The sequence below is a fragment of the Halobacillus sp. AWM4_238 genome (assembly GCF_056158265.1).
Genome location: NZ_JBSWSY010000002.1, coordinates 514,693 through 537,445, shown reverse-complemented (window position 1 = coordinate 537,445; position 22,753 = coordinate 514,693). Strand labels below are relative to the sequence as shown.

Sequence of the window (22,753 nt, the reverse complement as noted above, 5' to 3'; positions counted from 1 at the left end):
TGGAAAGGGATTTTTTCATTCTTCTGAGGCATCTTCCTGTTCAGCACTCAGCTCTTCGCCAGAACCGCTCCAGATCTTGACGGATTGGTTCTCTTTTTTCACTGGATAGACGACTTTATACTTTTTCATCTGCACTTCACCATCAACCGTTTCTTCGGCAGACAGGAAGGCGGTCACTTCCACATGTTCTCCCTGCGGGTCTGCGACGAGGTTATCCACTTTTACGCTGAGCGTATTGTTGTAACCGGATCGGAAATCTTCAAATGATATATCCTCCTGCCAGCTGCTGCTGAGCAGGGAATAAGCCGTAACAAAGTCTCCCTGGTTGATGCTGTCATAAAAATACTGCACCATATAGCTTGCCTGCTCCGCATCCGTACCTGTTACTGGTGAGTACACCTCTCCAGTCAGCTCAGGGAATTCCGGAAGCGAGCGCATCGGTGACTCACTCCACCGTTTCACCATTGGAAGGACATCGGACATCGGGATGCTGAAGCCAATGGTTTCGTCATTCATTTTAGCGGTATTGATGCCGATAACTTCACCGGTTTCCCGATCAAGAAGGGGGCCGCCGCTGTTTCCTGGTGAAATCGGTGCTGAGATCTGGTATAAGTTTTTGTAATGGAAAGGTTCGATGTCGAGTGTCCGCTCCAGTCCACTGATCTCTCCCCGTGTGACGGTGTTCTGCAAGCCAAGCGGACTTCCGAGCGCCAGGACTTCATCGAGAAGTTCTGCTGAATCCTCTTCACGTAACGGCAAGGGCTCTTTGCCTTTTAATCCAGGGACACGGACAACGGCGACATCAATGTCCCGGCTGACCCCGATGACGTCACCGGGCAATTTCTTGCCATCAGACGTAATAACATTCACATTTTCCGTATTCGCGACTACGTGCGCGTTCGTTATGATATCCCCTTGATCATTGTACAAAAAGCCTGAGCCGACAGAACCTTCTCCGACTTCCAATTGGACGACAAGCTTCTGTGATTCAAAAATGATCTCCTGGGTTTCTTTCGGTACTTCTCCCTCTTCCTCATCCTCAGCGGGTGGTTCGCTCAACACGGCCGACACCGTGAGATCCTTCTGCACGGCATCCATCACATAAAAAACGCCCGAAATCCCGCCACCAAGAATGATAAGAGTGGCGAGAAGGCTGATGATCCAAGAGCGTTTCATCTTCCATCCTCCTATTCTACTAGCCACTCCATCTCTGTCATTTCAACGGAGTATTCTCCTTCTTCTAATTCATAATGTACTTTATCAAACGATCCCTGATCCCCAGGGTTGAAATAGTTCGGAAATACTTTCACAGATTCCGAGCGGACGACATTTCCTTCTTGATCGAGGATGTCATACTTCACGGTCACTGTACTGATGATTTGGGTAGCCACACTTTTCAGGGTTCCCTTCACTTTATAATCACCGAACTCATCTTTTGTAATGGAAAGGTCCACCACTTCAAGTGCCTGCGTTTGGTTGCGCAATTCATCTTGGGCAGCTTGCTGCATCGCACTTTCCAGTCGTTGCTGTTCGGCTTGTTCGAAGGTTGTCTTCTCTTTTTGGATGCGTTCCTTCAACTGAATCAGTTTTTCATCGTTGGATACGTACTGCAAACCCTGATCTATGATCGCAATAGCTTCGGCATAGCGTTTTTCACCTGCAGCCGCTTCCGCTTTCTTCGTTGATTGGTTTACGATTTTTTCAAAAATTTTATCACGGACTTTGGAGGCTTCCTCCAAATTAAGATCGGATAATGTATTCAATTGAGCTGCTAGTTCATCTACATTGGTAATCTTTGAAAGTTCCTGATTGACTTCCTTCAATGTCAGTCTGGAATCCATTTCATTCATTTTAGGAACAAGGGTCACGAGCAAACGGCTGTCTTCCTGTCGCAAGGACTCTTGAATGGCCGTCAGCTTTTCATTGGCTTTTTTCAACGAACCTTCTTCAATCCATTGCCCGACCGTCTCCAACTCTTTGTCCCATGTCAAGGCTTCCTGCACAGATCCAAGTTCCTGCTGAAGAGCCTTAAGCTCCGGACGGCGGTCGATCGCTCCGACGAGCAGTTTTTCTGCTTCCCTGTACTCACCGGCAAGCGCTTCCTGCTCGGCCTCATTTTTCATTGCGACAACTTCGGCATTCACGTTTTTCTGGTAGTCATAGACAAAATAAAGGGCTACCCCCATTACGACCAGCATGACGAAAGGCGTAATGATTGGCAACCACGATCGTTTAGCCGTGCTATTCGGTTCAGGTGTCCGTACCAAACTCTTTCCACATTGGGAACAAAAACGGGCACCGTCATCCATCTTATGCTTGCAATGAGGACATTCAGTCATGGTCCCGTCCTCCTTTTCTATCACTTCATAATTCTGGAATCTCATAGAATCCCTATCTATTATAGCATGCCTCACACTGGATGAGTAAACGACATAGGTCCCTTTTTTTAAAAAAATTGCCGCATGTAGGATAAGCGCACGGCCCGTTCTCTTTTGTCCGCATAAAATGATATATCTGAAAAACGAGAGGAGGGTCCTCATGTCGAATCGCCCTAATGAAAACAAGCCTAGCAGAAAGCCCTCAAAACCGTGTTGTGGACGCAAACGCAAAGGGACATCCCGCTGAAAATAGCATGAGCCGCAAACGGAGAGCGGCTCTTTTTCAATAAGGTATCATTTGTCACAGGAATGTAATCTCATTGTAGGTATTTTGTCTTTGAATGGCTGATTGGTCGTTGTTACAATGGGCTCAGACACATACTGAAAGGGGACATCCATTATGAAAAAACGTCTTATTTCCCTTCTTCTTTTGCCTATGGTGATCTTCGGCCTATCGCTTCCGGCAGCTGCCGATGAAATGGACAAGCCGGCTCAAAATATTGAAACGAAATCTCTCTCTATAGATAAAAAAACGAAAGATCTTGAACGTTTTCCTGACGAAGAAAAGCAAGCGGTCCAAGCATCAGCTGAAAAAGACGATGTTAAACGTACCGTCGCTGTTGAAGCCACAGCCTATACAGCGTTTTGTGACGGTTGCAGCGGGATCACGTACACAGGCATCGACCTCCGTGCCAACCCGGACCAAAAAGTCATTGCTGTCGACCCAAACGTCATCCCGCTCGGTTCTAAAGTCCGCGTACCCGGCTATGGCGTAGCCGTCGCTGGTGACATTGGTGGAGATATTGAAGGACACCGCATCGACATCTTTATGGCTCAAGAAAAAGACGCCTTCGATTATGGTCGGCGTCAAGTAGAAGTAGAGGTCCTGAATTAAACTCTTTCCATTAGGGAAGAGTTTTTCTATTTCATTCAGGAGCGAAGAGCATTGATGTATGGGTCATGGTTGCCATAACCCTTTCCTTACACACAGCAAAAAAGCACAGCTTCCTCTTTACAGGAAGACTGTGCTCATTCGTTTAATCTCTACTGAACCTTGTTTTCTTCGCACATTTGTCTAAATAAAAACTCTCAACCCCGCTGGTATGAAGCGCAACGCCATCTTCTAAGAACCACCATGTTCCCTTATCTAGCTGTTTAGTGATAAATTCGGTTGCTTCTCGTTCATTCATCTCTTCACTCAACTCAAGGTCGTGCGTCACGACACGTTTACTGTCTAATAGAAAAATTACGTGCCACTCTTTTTTCGTTGGCATGCCAATCACTCCTTTCCCTTATGTAGGTTATTATTCCTTACCCCGCTGTTTTTTAGTTTAATCCTAAATTCAAAACTCATACATCAACTTTTTTTAATGATTGGTCACTGTAGACCGAATGTCCGGCGTGGTGGACTAGCGAGGTCTCACTTTTAACAGGTCATTGCTTCAGTAATTGAATTTCAGAGGAATTATTTTTGGAGACATTACCGGGTTATGAAGGGATCAGATCGATGATTCGCTATCGAATATCAACTTTCTCTCATTTGTTAGCAGCTTTTTACTAAGCGACTGCCATCAACAACAAAAAAGCCACGCCAGGAGCGTCGCTTTCGATCAGTCTTTATGTAGGGGGAGGTGCGCCAGATGTACGCCAAGAAGTTCTTCGATTTGTTTTAGCACAAACAAAGAAAAACCAGCGAGTAACATATGAGCGAGCGACAGGTATAAGACATCCCTCCAATAATTGTTTTAGGTCGTCCTGTCTTCATATTTATTTTACCACTTGTCCACGTTGAATCATGTTAATTCTACGTAAAGACTGAGAGCTTTGTTCTCTTTGTACAACCATTGTATGCAAGTTGATTTACAAATAGACGTGTCTCCGATACAATGTCAAAAGTCTAGTTAATACTAAGTAAACAAATCGGATTTAGGAGGAATGAATATGCAACAACAGACTGTCCAGCAGACGGTCCAGGAATACAACCGTTCGACTATGATCGCTCCATTAGATCCGGTACAAAAACCATTCGTATGGATCGGAGCTATCGCATCGCTTCTCTTATTTATAACGATCGTCTCTGTCACAACCGTTACCCAGGGCGTGCTGTTCATCATTGGACTTGCCTTTGGACTCGTCCTCCTACACGCGCGGTTCGGGTTCACGTCAGCATTTAGACGTCTCTTGTCTGTCGGGAATGTGCAAGGACTGCAGGCGCACATGCTCATGCTCGCTGTTGCCACCACCCTTTTCGCCATTATTCTGGGAACAGGGTTCAGTTTTACAGGCAGCACCCCACAAGGCTATGTGTTCCCTGTCGGCATCAGCGTCGTGTTCGGTTCCTTTATTTTCGGAATCGGCATGCAGCTTGGATCCGGCTGTGCTTCCGGCACACTTTATACGGTTGGCGGAGGAAAATCATCCATGCTACTCACGCTGCTCGGTTTCATCGGAGGCTCTGTACTCGGTGCCTACCACATCGGATTCTGGCGTGACACACCTACACTCCCTGCCATTTCCTTAGCAGAATCCACCGGCTTCGGCTATTTTGGGGGCTGGCTTTTACAACTGGCGATTTTCCTAGGTATCTACGGCATCACGGTGAAGGTCGCGAAGAAAAAGAACCCACCGAAAATGGAGCCGCTTAAGACAACGACCGGTTTGAAAAAACTGTGGCGCGGCGCGTGGCCGCTATTACTCGCTGCCGTCATTCTAGGCGTCCTAAACGCCATCACACTTGCCGTCCGCGGCAACCCTTGGGGCATCACCTCCGCCTTCGCGCTTTGGGGGTCCAAGTTCATCCAGATGTTCGGCGTAGACGTCGCAAGTTGGACGTATTGGTCCAGCAACCCTGAACCATTGAATCAAACCGTCCTTGCTGACTCTACGAGTGTCATGAACTTCGGCATCATCCTTGGGGCTTTCATTGCTGCAAGCTTTCAGGGCAACTTCAAGCCTGGAAAAATCAAACCAGGCATTGCGACAGCATCCATCATTGGCGGTGTCCTCATGGGATATGGGGCTCGCCTGGCGTTCGGATGTAACATCGGGGCTTACTTCGGCGGCATCGCATCCTTCAGTCTGCATGGCTGGGTATGGATGATCATGGCCCTCGGCGGAACCTATCTCGCCCTATTCCTACGTCCGATGTTCGGCATGAAAAATCCAAATCCGAAAGATTCGATTTGCTAAAATGAAAACCTTCAGTCTCGTACTGGAGGTTTTTTGCTTGGTTCCGTTGATCTTCCTATCGTTTGTTTGTAAGTTTCTCCACTCAATCGATGTCTGACCAGACCACAAACCTGTTTCTTTTTTAAAAAATGTGGTATGATAAGAGCAGATAAAGGATACACATAAGAAAAGGACCACAGCTGGCACTGCGGTCCTCCCGGATCAGCGCTTAAGCCAAAGGGCGCAGCCTGTAAAATAGACTCACCCGCATTCACGTCAGAATAGGGAGTCTATTTTTTTATGCGTAAAATCGCGACAACTAAGCCGAGAACGGATACGATGAACGAACTGAACGCGATCATCACCATCAACGATTCATACATACTCAGAGGCCTCACCCCCTTTGCTGTGGGGTTAGCCGACACCCTATTCAATTGGCGAGAAGCGTGATCCACTTTCCATTATACCATGTTCTTCCACTGAAACAGACAGGCTTTTTGAACTATCCCTTTCTTCCACTAATGCTTCTGATTGTGAAGACTCAGTTTCGAGATGTTTGTGGGAGATTTGGGGCTCCGGGAAAAGGTTCGTCTAGCTCCATCGTCCAGACACTCGCGTCATAAGCAAAACAGCTAAGGAATGAAAAATCGCATTCCGTTGCTGTTTTGCTTATGCCAGTCGTGTCTACCAGGACGATTCTGCATTTGAACACTTTCCATGGGGCGGGCGGTGAGCCTCCTCAGGCTACGCCTTCCGGGGCCTCACCTGTCCCACACGTCCCATAGGAGGCTCACCGCGCTCCCGCGGAAAGCGAGCTATTCCCCGCAGCCCCCATCCACAGTACAAAAGTCTCGAAATCAAAACTTCAACATTCCTGCTATAACCTAAAAAAAGGAAGGTACCTCGGTACCTTCCTTTTTCTTATAATAACTTCGCGACAAATTTACGGTTGCGCGGTCCGTCGAATTCACAGAAGTATAGACCCTGCCATGTGCCTAGAACAAGCTTCCCATCTTCCACGAGCAGCGTCTGGGCATGTCCGACTGTGCTCGTCTTCATGTGTGCGGCCGTATTGCCTTCGGCGTGGCGGTCTTCGGGATGGTCCCATGGATACACTTCACGGAAGCGGCGCAGCATGTCTGTTTTCACATCCGGATCTGCGTTTTCATTGACAGTGAGACCTGCCGTCGTGTGCATCGACTGCACGACGACAACCCCGTCCTTCACTCCTTCTTCGCGGATCCACTCCTGTACTTGATGAGTCACATCAATCATTTGATCATGATGATCCGTTTTAACATGGAACGTCTTCAACATAAACTCAACCTCCGATTTCTGAAGCGGCAAACGCTTCTAGTTTTTCATAGGTCGCATTTTCTTGATTGAACCATTGTTTCTCTCCTACTTCAAACGTGCGGGTTTCCAATTCGACAGCTACAGTGGCTTGATAGACATAGGTTCCATTCCCGCGCAGTTGGATGGAGAAACGTCCCTCGTCTTTTTCTACGACACAGTTGACGAGGCCGCCCTTATTAATGACGACAATTGGAGTATCCAGCTCATTCGGCCCTAGAATCGTTGACACTAGTGAGGATGCGCTCATCGCCGTACCGCAGGCATTCGTTAAACCGACTCCGCGCTCGAACGTACGGACGAAGATTTTATTTTTCTCAAGGATTTGAACGTAGCTGACGTTCACACCGTTCGGAAAAACTTCCGGAAGATTGTTCGCTTTTTCCCCAATCGCCAGCAGTTCCTCCTGATCGACAGAATCGACGATGCTCACGATATGAGGGTTCGGTACGCTCAAAGCTGTGAATGTACGTGTCTCCGATAACTCTGGAATCTTCATGTCGACGACTTCTTTTCCGTCAGACATCATCGGCAGTGAATCGACCTCAAAGCTGACAGGCTCAATCATGACGGAGAATGTATCGATCTCAGGGAAAATTTCCTCCACTTGAGACACGGGCAGAACCGCTTTTTCGGTTTCAATAGCGATGTTCTTTTTTCCAAGTTTCTCAATCATATGGCGCGCGACACAACGAAGGCCGTTGCCGCACATTTCCGCTTCCGTGCCGTCTGAGTTGAACATCCGCATCCGGCCTTCCGCTTTTTCACTCGGCATAACAAAAAGAATGCCATCCGATCCTATTCCTTTCTGCCGGTTACATAACAACAGGGAAAGCTCCCTGCGCTCGTTTTCCGAAAAACCAAAGTCGTTTTCGATCTCATCAATCATGATGAAATCGTTCCCCGATCCATGGCATTTGATGTATGGAATCTTCATAGTCCTAACCTCTCCCCTGGCGTTCATTTTTTCATTATCATAGCATACATACGCGTAAAAAAAGAAGCGTGTGACCGTTAAGCCGCACGCTTTTTCATCAACCATAAGAAGTAAGGCGCACCAATCAGGGCGACGAGAATCCCTGATGGAATTTCACTTGGCGCAAGCAACGTCCGGCTGAACAAATCAGCGACTACTAAGAGCGCGCCTCCGATCAACATCGTGACAGGCAGAAGTTTCTGATTGACGCTTCCGACGAGCAAACGGGCAAGGTGAGGCGCAATCAGACCGACAAAGCCGATCGAACCGACCGCCGCCACACTGCAGGCGGCAAGCAGGGTGGCAATCAAGGCCATTTGGAAACGGACGCTCACGACACGCAGCCCGAGTCCTTTGGCCGTATCGTCTCCGAGAGACAACACGTCGAGCGTTTTAATGTAGAATGCTAGCAGCGGAATGAACAACAAAACCGGCCAGATCAAGTATTGTAAAAGTTCACTCCAGCCTTTCGCATACGTCGTTCCCGAGAGCCACGTCAATGCAGACGCGACACCAATATCCGCCTGGACGACCATGATCTGAATCAAGGCGGAGCCGAACGCCGACATCCCGATGCCAAGTAAAGCAAGCACCGTCGGCTGAAACTCCGCTTTCGCACCTAAGGCCATGACCACGATGAAGAAAACCAATGCTCCAGCCATCGCACCGACAGGAATCCAGACGGCCGATACACTGAACCAGTACATCGTCATCAGCGCACCGACACCAGCCCCTGAGGTAATCCCGATCACAGAAGGATCAGCGAGCGGGTTCCGTAACACGCCTTGGAAAATGAGACCGCTGACTGCAAGAATCGCCCCACTGAATAAAGCAACAAGCGCACGTGGCAGACGTAAGTCTAAGATCAAGCCTTGAAGGAAGGCGTTCGCTTCCCCAAAGTACGCGTTGTATGTGACCAACGGCTCGAATCCATAGTTTCCTGAAGCAAGGCTGACGAATAGCGTAATCGTAATAAGAGCCAACAGAAGGGGCAACAGTTTTTTCATGGACAAAGCGGCGGAATTTTTCCCGGCCAATATAGCCCCGCTGTCCTGACTGCCTGTTCGTTTCATCCGCATCACAAGCCAGATGAGCCACGGTGATCCGACGAGTGCGGTAATCGCTCCGACGGGCAGTTCATTGAAGGATGGATCGATGATACGAGCAAGAACGTCCGCTAAGAGCAGCACGTTTCCTCCCCATAAAAACGACCCTAAAATGAGCGGCAGGTGTGCGCGGTAACCGATCAGCTTGATCAAGTGCGGCGCGACAAGTCCGACGAATCCGATCGGCCCGACAATACTGACGGTCACACTCGTTAAAAGGACAGCAGCGATAATTGTCACCACTTTTACGCTGCGTACATTTTGTCCGAGTGCCGTCGCGACATCGTCACCAAGCGTCAGGGTGTCGAGTTTGCTCGAATAGAACATCGTTACGACAACTCCAACAATGATTACCGGTAGCGAAAAGTTCACACCACCCCAGTCATTTTGGATCAGCGTTCCTGATCCCCATAAAAACAGACCCTGTGTTTCATTTTCAAAAAAGATCTGCAGGACCGAAGTGAGTGCAGAAAAAAGGAACGTGACAATCATTCCTGCCAGCACCATCCGGACAGGCGTCGCATCGGAACCACCGGATAAGACATAGACGAATAAAAACGTTAAAATACCGCCGAGAAAAGCAGTCAAAATGCCATTCCCGACCATCGCTGCAGGAAGGAAGATGGTTGTGACGACGACGGCAAAATACGTACCTGAATGGATGCCGAGCGTACTCGCAGATGACAACGGGTTTTTAGTGACCGTCTGCAAAATGACACCGGAAACAGCGAGCGCTCCACCGGCAATGATCCCCATCACCGCACGCGGCAACCGCAGCGTCCGGACGGTATGGTGCTGCAGGGTGTCCTGAGGATTCACAATCGATTCTATGACAATGGAAAGTGGAATCTCGACGTTCCCTTGATTGATATGTATAAATGTTAAAAGACACAATAACGCGGTCCCACCTCCGAAGGTGAGAACCGCAATCATTGTGTTCTTAAGCGTAGAATTCATAACATCCACTCACTTTATTTTTCTTCAAGTGCCGCGTTCACGACTTGTTCAGCTAGGACTTCTGCGGATAGTGGTCCACCGAATGTCCAAGCATCGCCTGGCATTTGATACGTACGATCTTCTTTTACAAATGCAAGGTTTTCCCAAACTGGATTGCCGGCCAGCTGGTTTTCAAAGATGTTATCTTCTTCCTGGACAATGTAGAAGAAGTTGGAGTCCTGATAGTTTTGCAGCGCTTCGACGGTTGTTTCTGTGTAGCCGTAAATTTCTAGCTGTTCAGACTCATAATCATTCTTCATGCCCATCTTGTTCATGATCTGTGCGACCATCGAGTTGTCTGTAAACAAACGAAGCGTCGGCGTATCCTGCATCGTGAACGCCTGTGTAATCACATAATTCATGCCTTCTTTGCCTGCTTCTTCTAAACGGGCCTGCTGCTCAGAGAATGTATTCTCCATATCAGAAAGGACTTGTTCAGCCTTGTCCTCTTTATCAACGATTTTAGCCATCGTGTTGAACTCATCTTTCATGTTCTTGAATTGATCCTGTGCCGCTTCTTCAGAGTATGGCGCGAACATGACCGTTGGAGCGATGCTTTCTAAATCTTCTTTGATTGCATTGTGACGGAAATCGACACCGATGATCAAATCAGGATTCAAACGGGAGATCGCTTCCAAGTTCGGCTCCTGACGAGTTCCTACATCTTCCACTTCTTCACTGAAAGGAATGCCGACATTGACCCAGTCACCATATTGTTCAAGACCAGCGACACCAACAGGCTCCATTCCAAGCGCCTGGAGGTTTTCCGCATACGTCCACTCTAAAACAACGACTTTCTGAGGTGTTCCTTCAATCGTCTGTTCTCCATTGGCATCTTCAATGGTCACCGAACGAGTTTCCTCTTCCGTAGACTCTTCTGTTGTTTCTTCTTCCTGATTTTCTGTTCCTTCGCTCTCTGAACCTTCTTCAGATCCGCCACTACAGGCAGCAAGAACGACAAGCCCAAGCATGAGGGCAAATAACCAAAACTTCTTCATAGTAGACATCCTTTCGCACGTTTCTATTATGTAGAATCCTCTATCAGTCGCTTCATCTTTATACCCTTACATAGAAAAAATCAACGAATGATAAAGATTCTCATTATCATCACAATTCCCATCCTACCTCAGACTCAAATTTCTGTCAATGAAAACTTTTCTCAATTAAAAGTTCTTAAACTTTAGGGGACTTTTTTCTGAGTTCATACGTGAGAAACTATCCTTAGGTCGCTACTCATTCCATACCGCGTCATCCGCTCTCTCACGAATGCACTTCACCGAGCCAGTCATAAAAGATCAACCCTTTCCCAGACGAAAATCCTTCCTTGCGCACCACCCGTTTGAACACTTCCATCAGACCGCCATAGAAATAGCGGAGCAACTCTGTACGGACCATTCCTTTTTTATAAGCAAAAACCGATTGTCTGAATGTCTGATTGATCTCATTCATATAATGCTCAATCGGTTGCTGGAGCTTCCACTGTCTGCATGCACTTTGTACCGTCCTCCACGCCGGGAGCACTTCTTCTACTCCAACAAATGGCTCTGCTGTTTCAATAAAAGAAGCCGGAATGAACGATGGCAAGTACGTGGCATCAAACGGTACAACTTTACTAATAGAAGCTTCTCTCTGCTTTTTCTCTGTTTCATGTGTGGAATTGGTGGCTTGAGGCTTGTCCTGAAGAGGGGTTTCCGTTTTTTGTGGGGTGTCAGGAAGGGTGTCACGAGGGGTGTCACGAGGGGTGTCATCAGAGGGTAAAAAAAGATCTTTTTGAGGCAGGAAGACGAGCAGGTTGCCTCCCTGCCGTCCATTCGGTTTCTTCGTCGTGACTTTTTCAATCAGCTTTTCTTCCACCAGGCACCGGAGCGCACGAACGACGGTGCTTTCACTTAACCCTGTCCCTTTCACGATCGTCGCTCTCTTTGGAAAAGCAACACCGGGGAATTTGACGGCGTGACGCCAGATGAACGTCAAAACTTTGAACGTTCCCTCTGACAAGGCTGCTTTTCTTCTATATAAGAAACAACGGACATGCAGATCGAGCTCCTTTTTATCTTTGAAGCGTTGATGATCCTTTAAGCTGTTCCAATCCATTTCTATCCACTCCTATTTTACAGTCTCAAACTATAATCGATAGAAGTGAGCGTTTGGTGTCTAAGAAAATGAACTTTTTCATAAAATTTAGAGCTAAGACACTTTGGATTGGCTTTAGGTCACTTTGCATAAGCGTTAGGTCACTTTCCCGCGACGTTAAGTCACTTTGACTCCCTACACGGGTACTTTCATACAGCGTAAGCCACCCGCAACTCCTAAAAAACCTGTTTAAACAAGCTTCCAATCGGCAATTCTAAAAATGTCAGCCTATTTATGAACATTTTGTGTCCAAAGTGCGAATTTTTTGTTACAATTAAATCAAAGAAAACGTTTACAAAAAGGAAACATCAATAAGGAGATGATTTTCATGGGTGCAATCGTAATGTTCTTGTTATTGGCGACAGTGGCTCCATTTTTATTCTTACAAGCGAAAAAGATGGCTTTCGCCGTCGCGCAATCCATTCTGCTCATCGGCATGTGGTTGTACTTCTTCCAAGTGACGATGTACACAGATCCGGGAGTGTTCTCCATTACATGGTCAATGTTCTACCTCGGGTTGATCGGCGCGCACGTCGCCTGGGTGATGTTCATCGTGGCGACTGTGAAATCAAGCCCCGGGTATCAAGAAAGTTTAAACAAAGAAAAAGAAACGCTCCTTTCCTGATTTTCAGGAAAGAAGCGTTTCTTTTTTTTAATCTCTCGGCTGCAGTTTGTACAGTTGGATCATAGCTTGTACGAAACTGAAACCTGTCAGAATATACAACACAAATTTAGGGTCATAGGAGGAATAAAGCGCACCGCCTAGAGAAAAAGCCGTCAGCAGAATGCAAAGAACGAATCCAACCAAATCTTTCCACGGCCAACCGGCCTCCATTGACATGTTTTGCTTTTGTTCCATCCTGATAACCTCCATTTGTTTTAGTGACCGCTGTGGTCCTGATGTTCTTTCTGCTCGTGCTGCTGATGGTCTCCCATATCACCATGATCTCCATGATCATGACCAAAGGACATAACGAAAAGGGATCCCGCTACGATAATTCCTGCAAGGGCAAAGCCGTGAAACATCATGTTCCATGGCACATGGCCATTTCCGCTGGAAGCTTCCGTGACGTGCATGAACATGAACAATTGAACACCTGCTTGCAACAGAGCCAAAATCATGATGCCGATGATCACCCATGTGACAGGCAAGTCAGATTGAAGTGCTGCCCATGCGGCGACAAGCGTCATAACGAGTGACAAAATGAACCCTATCACGTGATTCATCGGTACGCGTTTTTTCGAATCTGCCATATTAAATCACCATCCCAATCAAATAGACACTCGTGAAGATGAAGATCCAAATGACATCAAGGAAGTGCCAGTATAAGCTGATGATAAAGAATTTACGGCTTGTCACGTTCGTCAGTCCACGCTGCTTGATTTGAATCAAGAGCAGGATCGCCCAGCCGATACCGAGCGTGACGTGAAGTCCGTGGGTACCCGCAAGGATGAAGAACGCTGACCAGAAAGCACTGGATTGAAGCGTTGCACCAACGTGCGCGTAATGAATAAACTCGTAAATTTCGAATCCAAGGAATCCTAGACCGAGCGCAAGTGTCACGACCATCCAGAGGATCAAGCCTTTGACCGATCCTCTGCGCATTTCGTGAATCGCAAGTCCACAAGTAAAACTACTTGTGAGAAGCAGGAAGGTCATGACAAGGACGATGCCCGGTTCGAACAATTCGCTTGGAAGCGGTGCATCAGCCGTACGGCCGAACAACACCGCATACGTTGCGAAAAGTGTAGCGAAGAGGACGACTTCGGCTCCAAGGAAAATCCAGAAGCCCATGATGCTCATCTGACCTTCTTGGGTGCGATATTCTAAAGGACCTGTTTTCAGTTCTTCCGCAGCCATATCATAACCCCCTCGCTTTTTTCTCTATTCGTTTGATTTCATCGACCGGTACATAGTACCCATCGTCATAGTCGAAGGAACGGCGGATCATCATGAACACGCCACCGATCAATCCGAAGACAGCGACATACATCCATTCGAAGACAAGACCGAAACTTCCAAGTCCAAGGAAGGCCATAAAGATGAACGGCTGCCCTGTATAACTAGGCATGTGGATCGGCTTCACTTTATCCTCTTCAAACGTTGTTTTGCCTTGTTCTTTCATAACGACATATGGATCGATTTCACTAGCATATGGCACCGTTGCGAAGTTGTAGTAAGGCACTGGCGTCGTTGTCGCCCATTCAAGCGTACGACCATTTCCATTCCAGGAGTCGCCTGTTGTTTCGCGCTCGCTGTAACGGAAGCTGTAGTAGACGTTGTAAACGAATACGATGAAACCAAGTCCCATTCCGAAGGCACCGACGGTAGAGATGACGTTCAATGGAAGCCACTCGGCGACGTTCGTGATGAACAAACGACGCGGCATGCCGTCTAGACCAAGGAAGTATTGCGGGAAGAAGCACACATGGAAGCCGAAGAAGAACAACCAGAATGCCCATCTACCCAAACGCTCGTTCATCTTGTGACCGAACATTTTCGGATACCAGAATACAAGTCCTGCGAAGCAGGCGAATACCGTACCTGCGATCAGCACGTAGTGGAAGTGCGCGATCAGGAAGTACGAGTTGTGGAACTGATAGTCAGCTGCTGCCATACCAAGCATAACGCCGGTTACACCACCGAGAATGAAACTCGGGATGAAGGCAAGAGACCAAAGCATCGGTACAGTGAACTCGATTTTTGATTTATACAAGGTCGCAAGCCAGTTGAAGATCTTCACTCCGGTCGGTACGGCGATCAACATCGTTGATATCGAGAAGACGGAGTTGACGAATGCGCCGGCACCCATCGTGAAGAAGTGGTGGACCCATACTAAGAAACTGAGCAATGCAATGACGATCATCGACCAAACCATCACATGGTAGCCAAACAAACGCTTTTTCGCGAATGTTGCGATGACTTCTGAGAAAATACCGAAGGCTGGAAGAATAACAATGTACACTTCCGGGTGCCCCCACATCCAGAACAAGTTGGCCCACATCATCGGCAATCCTTCCCCTGTCAGAGTAAAGAATTGTGCACCGAAAATACGGTCAATGGTAAGTAGCGCAAGAGCTACAGTCAAAATTGGGAAAGCGAACACGATGATGAAACAAGTCACCAATGTCGACCATGTGAAGATCGGCATATGGAAAAGCTTCATGCCTGGGGCACGCATTTTCAAAATCGTCACCATCAAGTTGATTCCTGTGGCTAAGGTACCAATCCCTGATAACTGCAGTCCCATCAAGTAGAAGTTCTGTCCTGGTCCAGGGCTCATTGCAGCTCCGGAGAGTGGCGTATAACTCGTCCACCCGGCATCCGGGGATCCTCCGATGACGAAGGATATGTTGAAGAGCGCCATTCCGAAGAAGAAGGACCAGAAACTAAGGGCGTTCAAATATGGAAACGCGAAGTCACGCGCTCCGATCTGCAATGGAACGATGATGTTCATAAGTCCGATCAAGAACGGCATCGCCATGAAAATGATCATGATCGTTCCGTGTGTTGTAAAAATTTCGTTATAGTGCTGGGAATTCAAGAATCCCAAATCAGGAAATGCCAGCTGCACCCTCATCATCATGGCGTCCACACCACCGCGGAATAACATGAGGAGGGCACTTAAAATATACATGACACCGATTTTTTTGTGGTCGACGGTCGTCAACCATTCACGCCAAAGCCATTTCCATTTTTTGAAATAGGTCAGAATGAAAAGGAGGGCGATCCCGACGAGGGCCATCGATACCATGGCACCGTAGATAATCGGTTCACCGGTGACTAGAATATCTGTAATGTGCATGTCTTCACCTGCTTTCTTTCCGTTCTATTGGAAGCTTTCTTGTTTATCAATTTCATATAAATGAAGCTTCTCTTTAAATTGTTCACGGTACTTATCGACGACGTAGCCCATTTCCTCACGGGTATGGTGCTTCACATAATCCAAGTGTGTACTGGAATAGGATTGGACGTCGGTCAGCCCAGGCGCCAGCAACTCATCGTAACGTTCAGCTGTCAGCTCTGGAGCTTCATTGCTAATTTTCTCTGCCCATGCGTCAAAGTCTTCTTGACTCTCTGCATGTACTTTGAAGGTTTGGGCAGCAAAGCCTTCTCCGTTGAAGTTGGAGTTACGCCCATCGTAAACCCCTTCTTCATCTGCCTGCAGATACAATGTGGTCATCATACCTGCCATGTTGTACTTTTGACCGCCGAGTGCTGGAATCCACAGGGCTGACATCGAATCTGCCGATGACAGTCGGAATTCAATCGGACGATCGGTCGGAATGTGTAAGTAGTTCACGGTTTCGATATCCTGTTCCGGATAACTGAAGAACCATTTCCAATCCGCCGTTGTTGCGTAAACGACTAAAGGTTCCTTCTGCTCTTCTCCTGCTTCAGCTTCAGGAGGTTTCTCCAAGTCGAACAGAGTTGTAACCGTCGGTATGGATAATAGGACGACAATAATAATCGGAATGATCGTCCAGATCACCTCAATGGTGGTATTTCCATGCAAATTCGGGTCATAGTCACTTTCTTTACGTCCCGGACGGTTTTCACGATACTTGATGAGCATGTAAGCAAACAAAGCAAACACGACAACAATGATTCCAAGCATGAACCATAGGGAATATACAATCAGGTCATATTGACTTTGAGCAACCGGTCCTTTGGGATCGAGCACAGTCATTTCAAGTTGTCCGCACCCGCTCAAGAAAAGAATCAAGCCGAGCGGCAACAAACCAAACCATCGATTGCGGAGATGTTTAGTTTTCATGAATCTTAACCCTCCTATCAAACTGTTAAATTATAAGTATAAAACTCGGAAACTAGGAGCTGTTATACGTATCAGGGCTTGACTGATTATATCAGATTTTAGGGAATTAGAAACACATGTTCACAACTTTGTCATACATCGTTCACGAACTTTTAATAAATCCGCCACATGATTGACGCTTTCAAGGAAATTACTAACATTTTAATAAAAATTTACATAAAAGCTTAGTGGAGGCACTCTCCATACAGAAAGGGCATAAGCTTGGGAAGAAGAGCGCCCACTCCGTGATCCCCTTCTTCCATCCCCCAAAACCTTTTTCAGCACATAGGGCATGTTCATAAATCAACGAAGGGCGGAAAAATAAAAGAACCTGTATCACTAACATTAGTGATACAGGTTCTCCGTATGAATGAAACACCTATCATGGGAGAAGGACGATTTTGCCTTTTTTCCCTGATTCCTTGAAATACTGCTGCGCTTCCTTCGCTTCCTCTAATGGGAACGTACGGTCGATGACAGGCTTGACCTTTCCTTCTGCAATCGCTTTGAGCATCCGTTGGAACTCCTCGCGCGTACCCAGGACTGAACCATACATGGTGATGTGTTTCAAATAAAGGGTGCGGAAATCAAGCTCTGTTTTTTGACCGCCTGAAGAGCCGGACGTACAAAACTTGCCGCCTTTTTTAAGCACCGTCATGGCTGTGGAGAATAAGGCATCTCCGACGACATCAAGCACTGTGTCAATAGGACCGCCATTGCCGGCTAAAATTTCTTCGTCCAGATTCTCGGATTTATAAGATAAGACGTGTGTCGCACCGAGTTCCTTCATTTGTTTTTCCATGCTCAAATCGCCGACAAGTGCGATGACATCCGCTCCGAATACTTGAGATGCAATCTGGACGTTCAGTGAGCCGACGCCACCGTTTGCACCTGTCACCATTACCGTCTCGCCAGGCTTCGGCTGCACTTGTTCGACCATGTGCCAGGCGGTCATGCCGCTGACAGAAAATACACAGCTTTCTGTGTAGTCTTCAAGTGGCATGTCATAACAAAGGTCCGCCGGCCACACAACATATTCCGCATAGCCACCATCATACTCCGAACCGATAAACGACATGTCCTCAGAAATATGCTCCTGCCCTTCCGGCCCGCTTGAAGTAAATGGGAAAAGAACGACGTCCTTGTCCATCATGGATTCATCCACTTTGGAACCGACCTGCACCACTTTTCCGGTAATGTCAGACCCTGGTGTCCGTGGGAACTGAACGCCTTCCGGGCGCCATCCTGACTTGCCACCCTGGCCGTAGGCACCTTCCCTCATCCAGATTTCTGTGTTATTGATCGCACACGCTTTCACTTGAACGAGCACTTCATTTTCTTTCGGTTCTGGAGTTGGGATGTCTGATAGCTCTAACTGATCCACATCTCCATAACCGGTCACTTGAACTGCTTTCATCTCAAGACACCTCTTTCCGATTCGCTTTTCTCAACTAATATGCGACATACATGATAAGACTATTCCTTGTTCTCAGCAAATGATCGGCTCACCGAATTCATTCAGGGATCGATGATAGGCAGAAACACCTCAACGTCTTCCCCATTTTCCGTTGGGTGATAAGTTTCTACAATATAGGACAGCCAATCCCGGATAAGTTTTTGTTCAATTGTCCACTGCCCTACTTCCTCATAAAGGAGGTCTACGTGATCGATGGACCCTTTTGCCGATACATAGGTGCCGGAAACCTCTAAATACTCCATCCCCTTAGGAACATGGCTTGGCTTATCTTTTACCAGGATCCCTACATAATAATGACCTTCGAGATGATCGTCCCCCCATTTCGGCTCAAAGAGGGCGGTTTCGATATTGGTATGATGTTCGATTTCCCTCGTCCGATGTAAAAGCTGTCTCGCAAAGTCCGGGACTTCCGTTGCAAAATCTTCAAATGCTCCGTGACCTTTGATTCCAACAATTCGAAAGGTCCGATTTATAGTTTGCATGGTAGAATTCTCCGTTCTGAAGGAGCCGTTTTGCGACAGCTTAGAGATCCTTCTTTAAATAGTGGTGCGTAAAATTCCTTCCTACCTGATCCAGGACGCCATATTCTTGATACCCATGTTTTTTGTAAAAATCCAGCGCTTGAAAACTGAGAGTATCGACTTTGATAAAATCGCATGCCTTTTCCCTTGCGATACGCTCCGCTTCCACTAATAGCTTTGAGCCATGCCCTGATCCGCGAAGCTCTTCCTCCAGCATAAGAGTGTGGATCTCCAGCCAATTCCAGCAGATTTCACCAAGAAGACCTCCACGTACATGTTCATCAGCATCCTTCACATAAAGTTGTACTTCCTCATACCGACCTCTCAGGTCTTTGGGAAAGTGCTTCAAGTTGTACTCGTACAATTGTTGATCGACTTTGTCTTTGTTTTTACTCTGATGTTCGCTCGATATTTTAAGTTCCATCATTACTCCATCCTTAATTATGTTTAGACGAGTTTCTTCCATTATTAATCTTTGTTCGAGGGTAACAGGAGTAAAGGTCTCTTTATATCTATTTACGGGAATCCAAAACCTGCTCCTCATTCTTTTTCCTTAATCTTTGTTTCGCTGAAGACGTGCTAGGTAGGACGGGGATGTGCTGGTAGGCTTTTGCAAGACCAAACAAAGGCATATTCCCGTAAACGACTTCATGAGCCCCTTTCGTCACTTTGTATGTTTCATGGTAAATTCCGACGGCCGGGTTATCCTTCACTTTGCGGTTGAAATTCCTCCACGCCTTCAAATGTTTCGGGGCCTTCGCGTATGCGTAAAGCTCGTCTTCTGAGCGCCAATATTGGATCATCAATGTGGTTCTGAAGTTGAAGAAGTTTTCCATGGAGAAAAATCCATTGTCTTTCTGAGAATAGAGTTCTTGGATCATCGGTGGCATAGAAAGAAAAACAGGCAGCCATTTATGGATAGCAAACCATTTGTTCACCCTCATTCCAATTAAAAACACAACCACCTCATCATCCGCTTCCGCTGTATACCGTCCTGGAAATACTTTAGCCCCCATCCGTTTCCTCCTTTTATGTGAAACAGGCCATCAGGATCGTCAAATGATACCTTCCTCTTCCAACCCCTGTTCATACCACACCCTGCCACTATCGCAGAATTCTAAATATTCCCTATATTATAACACGATTCGAAATGCGGTACCGAATGTAAATGGCAAAAAGAAAGACCTGGTCACCCAAGAATTGGGTGACCAGGTCTTACATATTATTCCATATCCACTTCATTTCCTTCGAATACCGATCGTGCGGCCGACTTGTTTGGGTTGTTCTTCGTCAGAAGTTTCTTCATACTCTTGTTCCACTTTCTCAGCTACTTCATTAGGAAATGGCGCAGGACGACCTTCGTTTTGATCCATCCCCATCAGCATTTCTTCCAATGTAGCCACCACTTCCCCATCAGCGTTCTTCATCGTCAGGAAAAGATGGATCCGCTTCGCATCGTAATCGAGTACGTGAGCTGAGATCTGCAACTGAGCTCCTTCATGCATTTCTTTCAAGTAGCACGTGTGCGTCTCAAGCGTGAAAATGGTGTACTGATAATGCTCCCTGCCTTTTTCATCGAGCCCGATATGGTCGATAAACGCATCGGTTGCAAGACTGAAGGCACGATTGTACTCCGCGTCATTCATGTGACCGTTGTAGTCGACCCACTCATTTGGCACCGTTCTTTTGTAAGAAAAGGATGACACGAAAACCCCTCCTTTACACGTTTGTTTTTGCTGTCTCTTGCGGCCAGTATTCCTGAACGAGATCATAAAGGCGGATCAAAAATTCGTTACGGTTTTGATCCAGTTCGGACATGCTCATGCCGTTCGCCTGTGCTTCACAACCAGATACGACTTTGTCGTAAAGCTCCTCTGTCAGTTCAGGTGCTTCAAGCTTCGTCCACGGTTTTTTCAAAGCTGGACCGAACTGTTTCAGCATGTGGCGCATGCCGCCCTCTCCACCAGCCAGGTGGAACGTGAGGAATGGTCCGTATTGCGCATAACGCATGCCCGCTCCGTGAGTGAAAGCTTTGTCCACTTCTTCTGTCGTGGCGATGCCTTCATTGACGATGTGCAGCGATTCTCTCCAAATCGCTTCAATGAGACGGTCCGCGATGTGTCCTTCAATCTCATGACGGACAAGCAGGACACTCATGTTCAAGTTTTCATAAAAAGCCTTTGCCTTGTCTACGTTCTCCGCCGTCGTCTGTTTTCCTGCCACGACTTCCACAAGCGGCAAAATGTATACCGGGTGGAACGGATGGGCGACGACAAAGCGTTCCGGGTGCTGCAAGTTCGCCTGCAGCTCAGAAGGCATAATGCCTGACGTACTTGACCCGATCATCGCCTCCGGTTTCGCATGCTTGTCGATGTTCTGCAGAACTGTCTGCTTCAATTCTTCCACTTCCGGTACGTTCTCCTGGATAAAGTCCGCATCCTGTACGGCATCGGCTAACTCTTTCTCAAACGTCAGACGATCTTTGGATGCACCTTCTGCAAGTCCGAGTGCTTCCACATAGGGCCATGCTTGATCGACCGCACGGCGCATGCGCTCTTCCGCTCCTTCTGCTGGATCTGTTGCGACGACATCATAGCCTTTTGCAAGCATGCGTGCGATCCAGCCGTTTCCAATCACTCCTGTGCCGACGACGGCTACTTTTTGTACAGTCATCATTACTTCCCTCCGTGTGGATTTCTAAGATTGTAGTATTCTCGTGCTTCCTGCGGCGTCATTGGCTCAAGATCCATACCTCGCAGCATGTTTACCGCTTTATCTACCAGCTGTTCGTTTCTAGCGACAACACCCTTAGACAAGTAGATGTTATCTTCGAGGCCGACTCGAACGTTCCCGCCAAGCATCGCCGCTTGAGACGCCATCGGCATTTGCATACGTCCGATTCCGAATGCAGACCAGTGGGCATTTTCTGGGATCCGATTTTTCATATAAAGCATCGTTTCCGCATCCGCTGCTGCTCCCCAAGGGATACCCAGGCAGAATTGGTACATCGGATCTCCATCGATCAACCCTTCTTCCACCAATTGATTGGCAAAACGAATGTGCCCGGTATCGAAACATTCCAGTTCAGGCTTCACACCACTTTCCTGAATCAGTTTCGCCTGGTCACGGAGCCAGTCTGTCGGACTCATGTAAATCATGTTGCCAAAGTTCGTGCTTCCACAGTCGAGCGTACACATTTCAGGTAAAAGCTCTCCAACCGGTTCATGGCGCTCCGCTGGAGTCTGGATGACTGTCCCATCGCCACCAGCTGCCGGTGTATTCAAGCTTGGAATAAAATCACCGCCGCCTCCGGATGTGATGTTAATGATGACATCCGTTTCTGATTCGCGGATGCGATCGACAATTTCCCGGTAATGTTCCAAGTTGTGACTGATGCCACCCGTTTTCGGGTCACGCGCATGAACGTGAGCGACCGTCGCTCCCGCCTTTGCCGATTCAATCGCAGATTCGGCAATTTCTTTCGGTGTCACAGGTACATGAGGGTTTTTCTTCATCGTATCTCCCGCTCCAGTTACAGCAGAAGTCAGCAATACTTTATTTTTCATTCCAAAGGTCCTCCTTTGAATTCGTTTGTTTTATCAACCAGCACAAACTATACCATCTGGACTGTTTAGTTTCAAATGGTTTTGGAGAATTTTTTATTGAGTCTTACCTTCTCCCTTCATTTGTGGGGCGTCCAAGGATCAATCATTCGGATACATTTTACTTCACATAATGGATTAGCTCTTTTTGAGAGGAAAAGACATACGAAAATCGGCGAAATATAACTACACACCCTATCATTCCTTGAATATGGCTTTATATTCT

General features: G+C 47.3%; 24 protein-coding genes. 3 read left to right on the top strand and 21 right to left on the bottom strand.

The window, feature by feature from the left end:
• Nucleotides 1-15 precede the first annotated feature (15 nt).
• Together ACXACN_RS02790 and ACXACN_RS02785 are read right to left on the bottom strand one after the other, a co-directional pair.
• On the bottom strand, nt 16-1,176 hold the full coding sequence (locus tag ACXACN_RS02790) for a S1C family serine protease (RefSeq protein WP_474962141.1): 1,161 nt from the start codon (nt 1,174-1,176) through the stop codon (nt 16-18).
• An 11-nt stretch (nt 1,177-1,187) separates the two neighbouring features.
• The gene (locus ACXACN_RS02785) at nt 1,188-2,339 is read right to left on the bottom strand and encodes a zinc ribbon domain-containing protein (RefSeq protein WP_474962139.1); all 1,152 of its coding nucleotides are present in this window, start codon (nt 2,337-2,339) and stop codon (nt 1,188-1,190) included.
• Between the two features lie 439 nt (nt 2,340-2,778).
• On the opposite strand from ACXACN_RS02785, the gene ACXACN_RS02780 reads away from it, so the two are divergent.
• Nucleotides 2,779-3,273 carry a 3D domain-containing protein gene (locus ACXACN_RS02780; protein ID WP_474962137.1) on the top strand — a complete coding sequence of 165 codons (495 nt, stop codon included), beginning with the start codon at nt 2,779-2,781 and terminating at the stop codon, nt 3,271-3,273.
• Between the two features lie 142 nt (nt 3,274-3,415).
• Here the strand turns inward: ACXACN_RS02780 and ACXACN_RS02775 are convergent, their stop codons facing one another.
• Complete coding sequence (locus ACXACN_RS02775; RefSeq protein WP_474962136.1) at nt 3,416-3,652, bottom strand: hypothetical protein; 237 nt, start codon at nt 3,650-3,652, stop codon at nt 3,416-3,418.
• Nucleotides 3,653-4,319: 667 nt separating this feature from the next.
• On the opposite strand from ACXACN_RS02775, the gene ACXACN_RS02770 reads away from it, so the two are divergent.
• Complete coding sequence (locus ACXACN_RS02770; protein ID WP_474962134.1) at nt 4,320-5,567, top strand: YeeE/YedE family protein; 1,248 nt, start codon at nt 4,320-4,322, stop codon at nt 5,565-5,567.
• Nucleotides 5,568-5,836: 269 nt separating this feature from the next.
• On the opposite strand, the gene ACXACN_RS02765 is transcribed toward ACXACN_RS02770, so the two are convergent.
• The 6 genes from ACXACN_RS02765 to ACXACN_RS02740 form a co-directional block, all read right to left on the bottom strand.
• A complete protein-coding gene (locus ACXACN_RS02765; RefSeq protein ID WP_370551098.1) occupies nt 5,837-5,908 on the bottom strand; it encodes a putative holin-like toxin in 72 nt (23 codons plus the stop codon).
• Nucleotides 5,909-6,467: 559 nt separating this feature from the next.
• Nucleotides 6,468-6,863, bottom strand: a complete 396-nt coding sequence (locus tag ACXACN_RS02760) for a secondary thiamine-phosphate synthase enzyme YjbQ (RefSeq protein ID WP_474962132.1) — start codon at nt 6,861-6,863, stop codon at nt 6,468-6,470.
• Between the two features lie 4 nt (nt 6,864-6,867).
• Nucleotides 6,868-7,836, bottom strand: a complete 969-nt coding sequence (gene dapF / locus ACXACN_RS02755; RefSeq protein ID WP_474962131.1) for a diaminopimelate epimerase — start codon at nt 7,834-7,836, stop codon at nt 6,868-6,870.
• A 77-nt stretch (nt 7,837-7,913) separates the two neighbouring features.
• Complete coding sequence (locus ACXACN_RS02750; RefSeq protein ID WP_474962129.1) at nt 7,914-9,938, bottom strand: iron ABC transporter permease; 2,025 nt, start codon at nt 9,936-9,938, stop codon at nt 7,914-7,916.
• Between the two features lie 14 nt (nt 9,939-9,952).
• Nucleotides 9,953-10,975 carry an ABC transporter substrate-binding protein gene (locus tag ACXACN_RS02745; protein ID WP_474962128.1) on the bottom strand — a complete coding sequence of 341 codons (1,023 nt, stop codon included), beginning with the start codon at nt 10,973-10,975 and terminating at the stop codon, nt 9,953-9,955.
• Nucleotides 10,976-11,237: 262 nt separating this feature from the next.
• Entirely contained in the window at nt 11,238-12,071 is an 834-nt protein-coding gene (locus tag ACXACN_RS02740) for a helix-turn-helix domain-containing protein (protein ID WP_474962126.1), read from the bottom strand.
• Nucleotides 12,072-12,438: 367 nt separating this feature from the next.
• On the opposite strand from ACXACN_RS02740, the gene ACXACN_RS02735 reads away from it, so the two are divergent.
• Nucleotides 12,439-12,735, top strand: a complete 297-nt coding sequence (locus ACXACN_RS02735; RefSeq protein ID WP_474962124.1) for a hypothetical protein — start codon at nt 12,439-12,441, stop codon at nt 12,733-12,735.
• Nucleotides 12,736-12,762: 27 nt separating this feature from the next.
• Here the strand turns inward: ACXACN_RS02735 and ACXACN_RS02730 are convergent, their stop codons facing one another.
• From ACXACN_RS02730 to ACXACN_RS02675, 12 genes are all read right to left on the bottom strand, one after another.
• Entirely contained in the window at nt 12,763-12,969 is a 207-nt protein-coding gene (locus ACXACN_RS02730) for a cytochrome C oxidase subunit IV family protein (protein ID WP_089651038.1), read from the bottom strand.
• Nucleotides 12,970-12,989: 20 nt separating this feature from the next.
• Nucleotides 12,990-13,364 (bottom strand): cytochrome aa3 quinol oxidase subunit IV, encoded by a 375-nt coding sequence (gene qoxD, locus ACXACN_RS02725; RefSeq protein ID WP_474962122.1) that lies wholly within the window; start codon nt 13,362-13,364, stop codon nt 12,990-12,992.
• Nucleotide 13,365: 1 nt separating this feature from the next.
• Nucleotides 13,366-13,971: a cytochrome aa3 quinol oxidase subunit III gene (gene qoxC / locus ACXACN_RS02720; protein ID WP_474962120.1), complete on the bottom strand. Its 606-nt coding sequence runs from the start codon at nt 13,969-13,971 to the stop codon at nt 13,366-13,368.
• 1 nt (nt 13,972) lies between these two features.
• Nucleotides 13,973-15,916, bottom strand: coding sequence for a cytochrome aa3 quinol oxidase subunit I (gene qoxB, locus ACXACN_RS02715; protein WP_474962118.1), 1,944 nt, complete (start codon nt 15,914-15,916; stop codon nt 13,973-13,975).
• 24 nt (nt 15,917-15,940) lie between these two features.
• Nucleotides 15,941-16,888 (bottom strand): cytochrome aa3 quinol oxidase subunit II, encoded by a 948-nt coding sequence (gene qoxA / locus ACXACN_RS02710; RefSeq protein ID WP_474962116.1) that lies wholly within the window; start codon nt 16,886-16,888, stop codon nt 15,941-15,943.
• 421 nt (nt 16,889-17,309) lie between these two features.
• Nucleotides 17,310-18,344, bottom strand: coding sequence for a zinc-binding dehydrogenase (locus tag ACXACN_RS02705; protein WP_474962115.1), 1,035 nt, complete (start codon nt 18,342-18,344; stop codon nt 17,310-17,312).
• Between the two features lie 101 nt (nt 18,345-18,445).
• Nucleotides 18,446-18,886, bottom strand: a complete 441-nt coding sequence (locus tag ACXACN_RS02700; RefSeq protein WP_474962113.1) for a GyrI-like domain-containing protein — start codon at nt 18,884-18,886, stop codon at nt 18,446-18,448.
• 40 nt (nt 18,887-18,926) lie between these two features.
• Nucleotides 18,927-19,349, bottom strand: a complete 423-nt coding sequence (locus tag ACXACN_RS02695) for a GNAT family N-acetyltransferase (RefSeq protein ID WP_474962112.1) — start codon at nt 19,347-19,349, stop codon at nt 18,927-18,929.
• Between the two features lie 88 nt (nt 19,350-19,437).
• On the bottom strand, nt 19,438-19,941 hold the full coding sequence (locus tag ACXACN_RS02690) for a DUF4188 domain-containing protein (RefSeq protein ID WP_474962110.1): 504 nt from the start codon (nt 19,939-19,941) through the stop codon (nt 19,438-19,440).
• Nucleotides 19,942-20,163: 222 nt separating this feature from the next.
• Nucleotides 20,164-20,631, bottom strand: a complete 468-nt coding sequence (locus ACXACN_RS02685) for a thioesterase family protein (RefSeq protein ID WP_474962108.1) — start codon at nt 20,629-20,631, stop codon at nt 20,164-20,166.
• Nucleotides 20,632-20,644: 13 nt separating this feature from the next.
• Nucleotides 20,645-21,598: a 3-hydroxyacyl-CoA dehydrogenase NAD-binding domain-containing protein gene (locus tag ACXACN_RS02680; protein ID WP_474962107.1), complete on the bottom strand. Its 954-nt coding sequence runs from the start codon at nt 21,596-21,598 to the stop codon at nt 20,645-20,647.
• Nucleotides 21,599-21,600: 2 nt separating this feature from the next.
• Nucleotides 21,601-22,491 (bottom strand): beta-keto acid cleavage family enzyme, encoded by an 891-nt coding sequence (locus ACXACN_RS02675; protein ID WP_474962105.1) that lies wholly within the window; start codon nt 22,489-22,491, stop codon nt 21,601-21,603.
• Nucleotides 22,492-22,753: the final 262 nt, after the last annotated feature.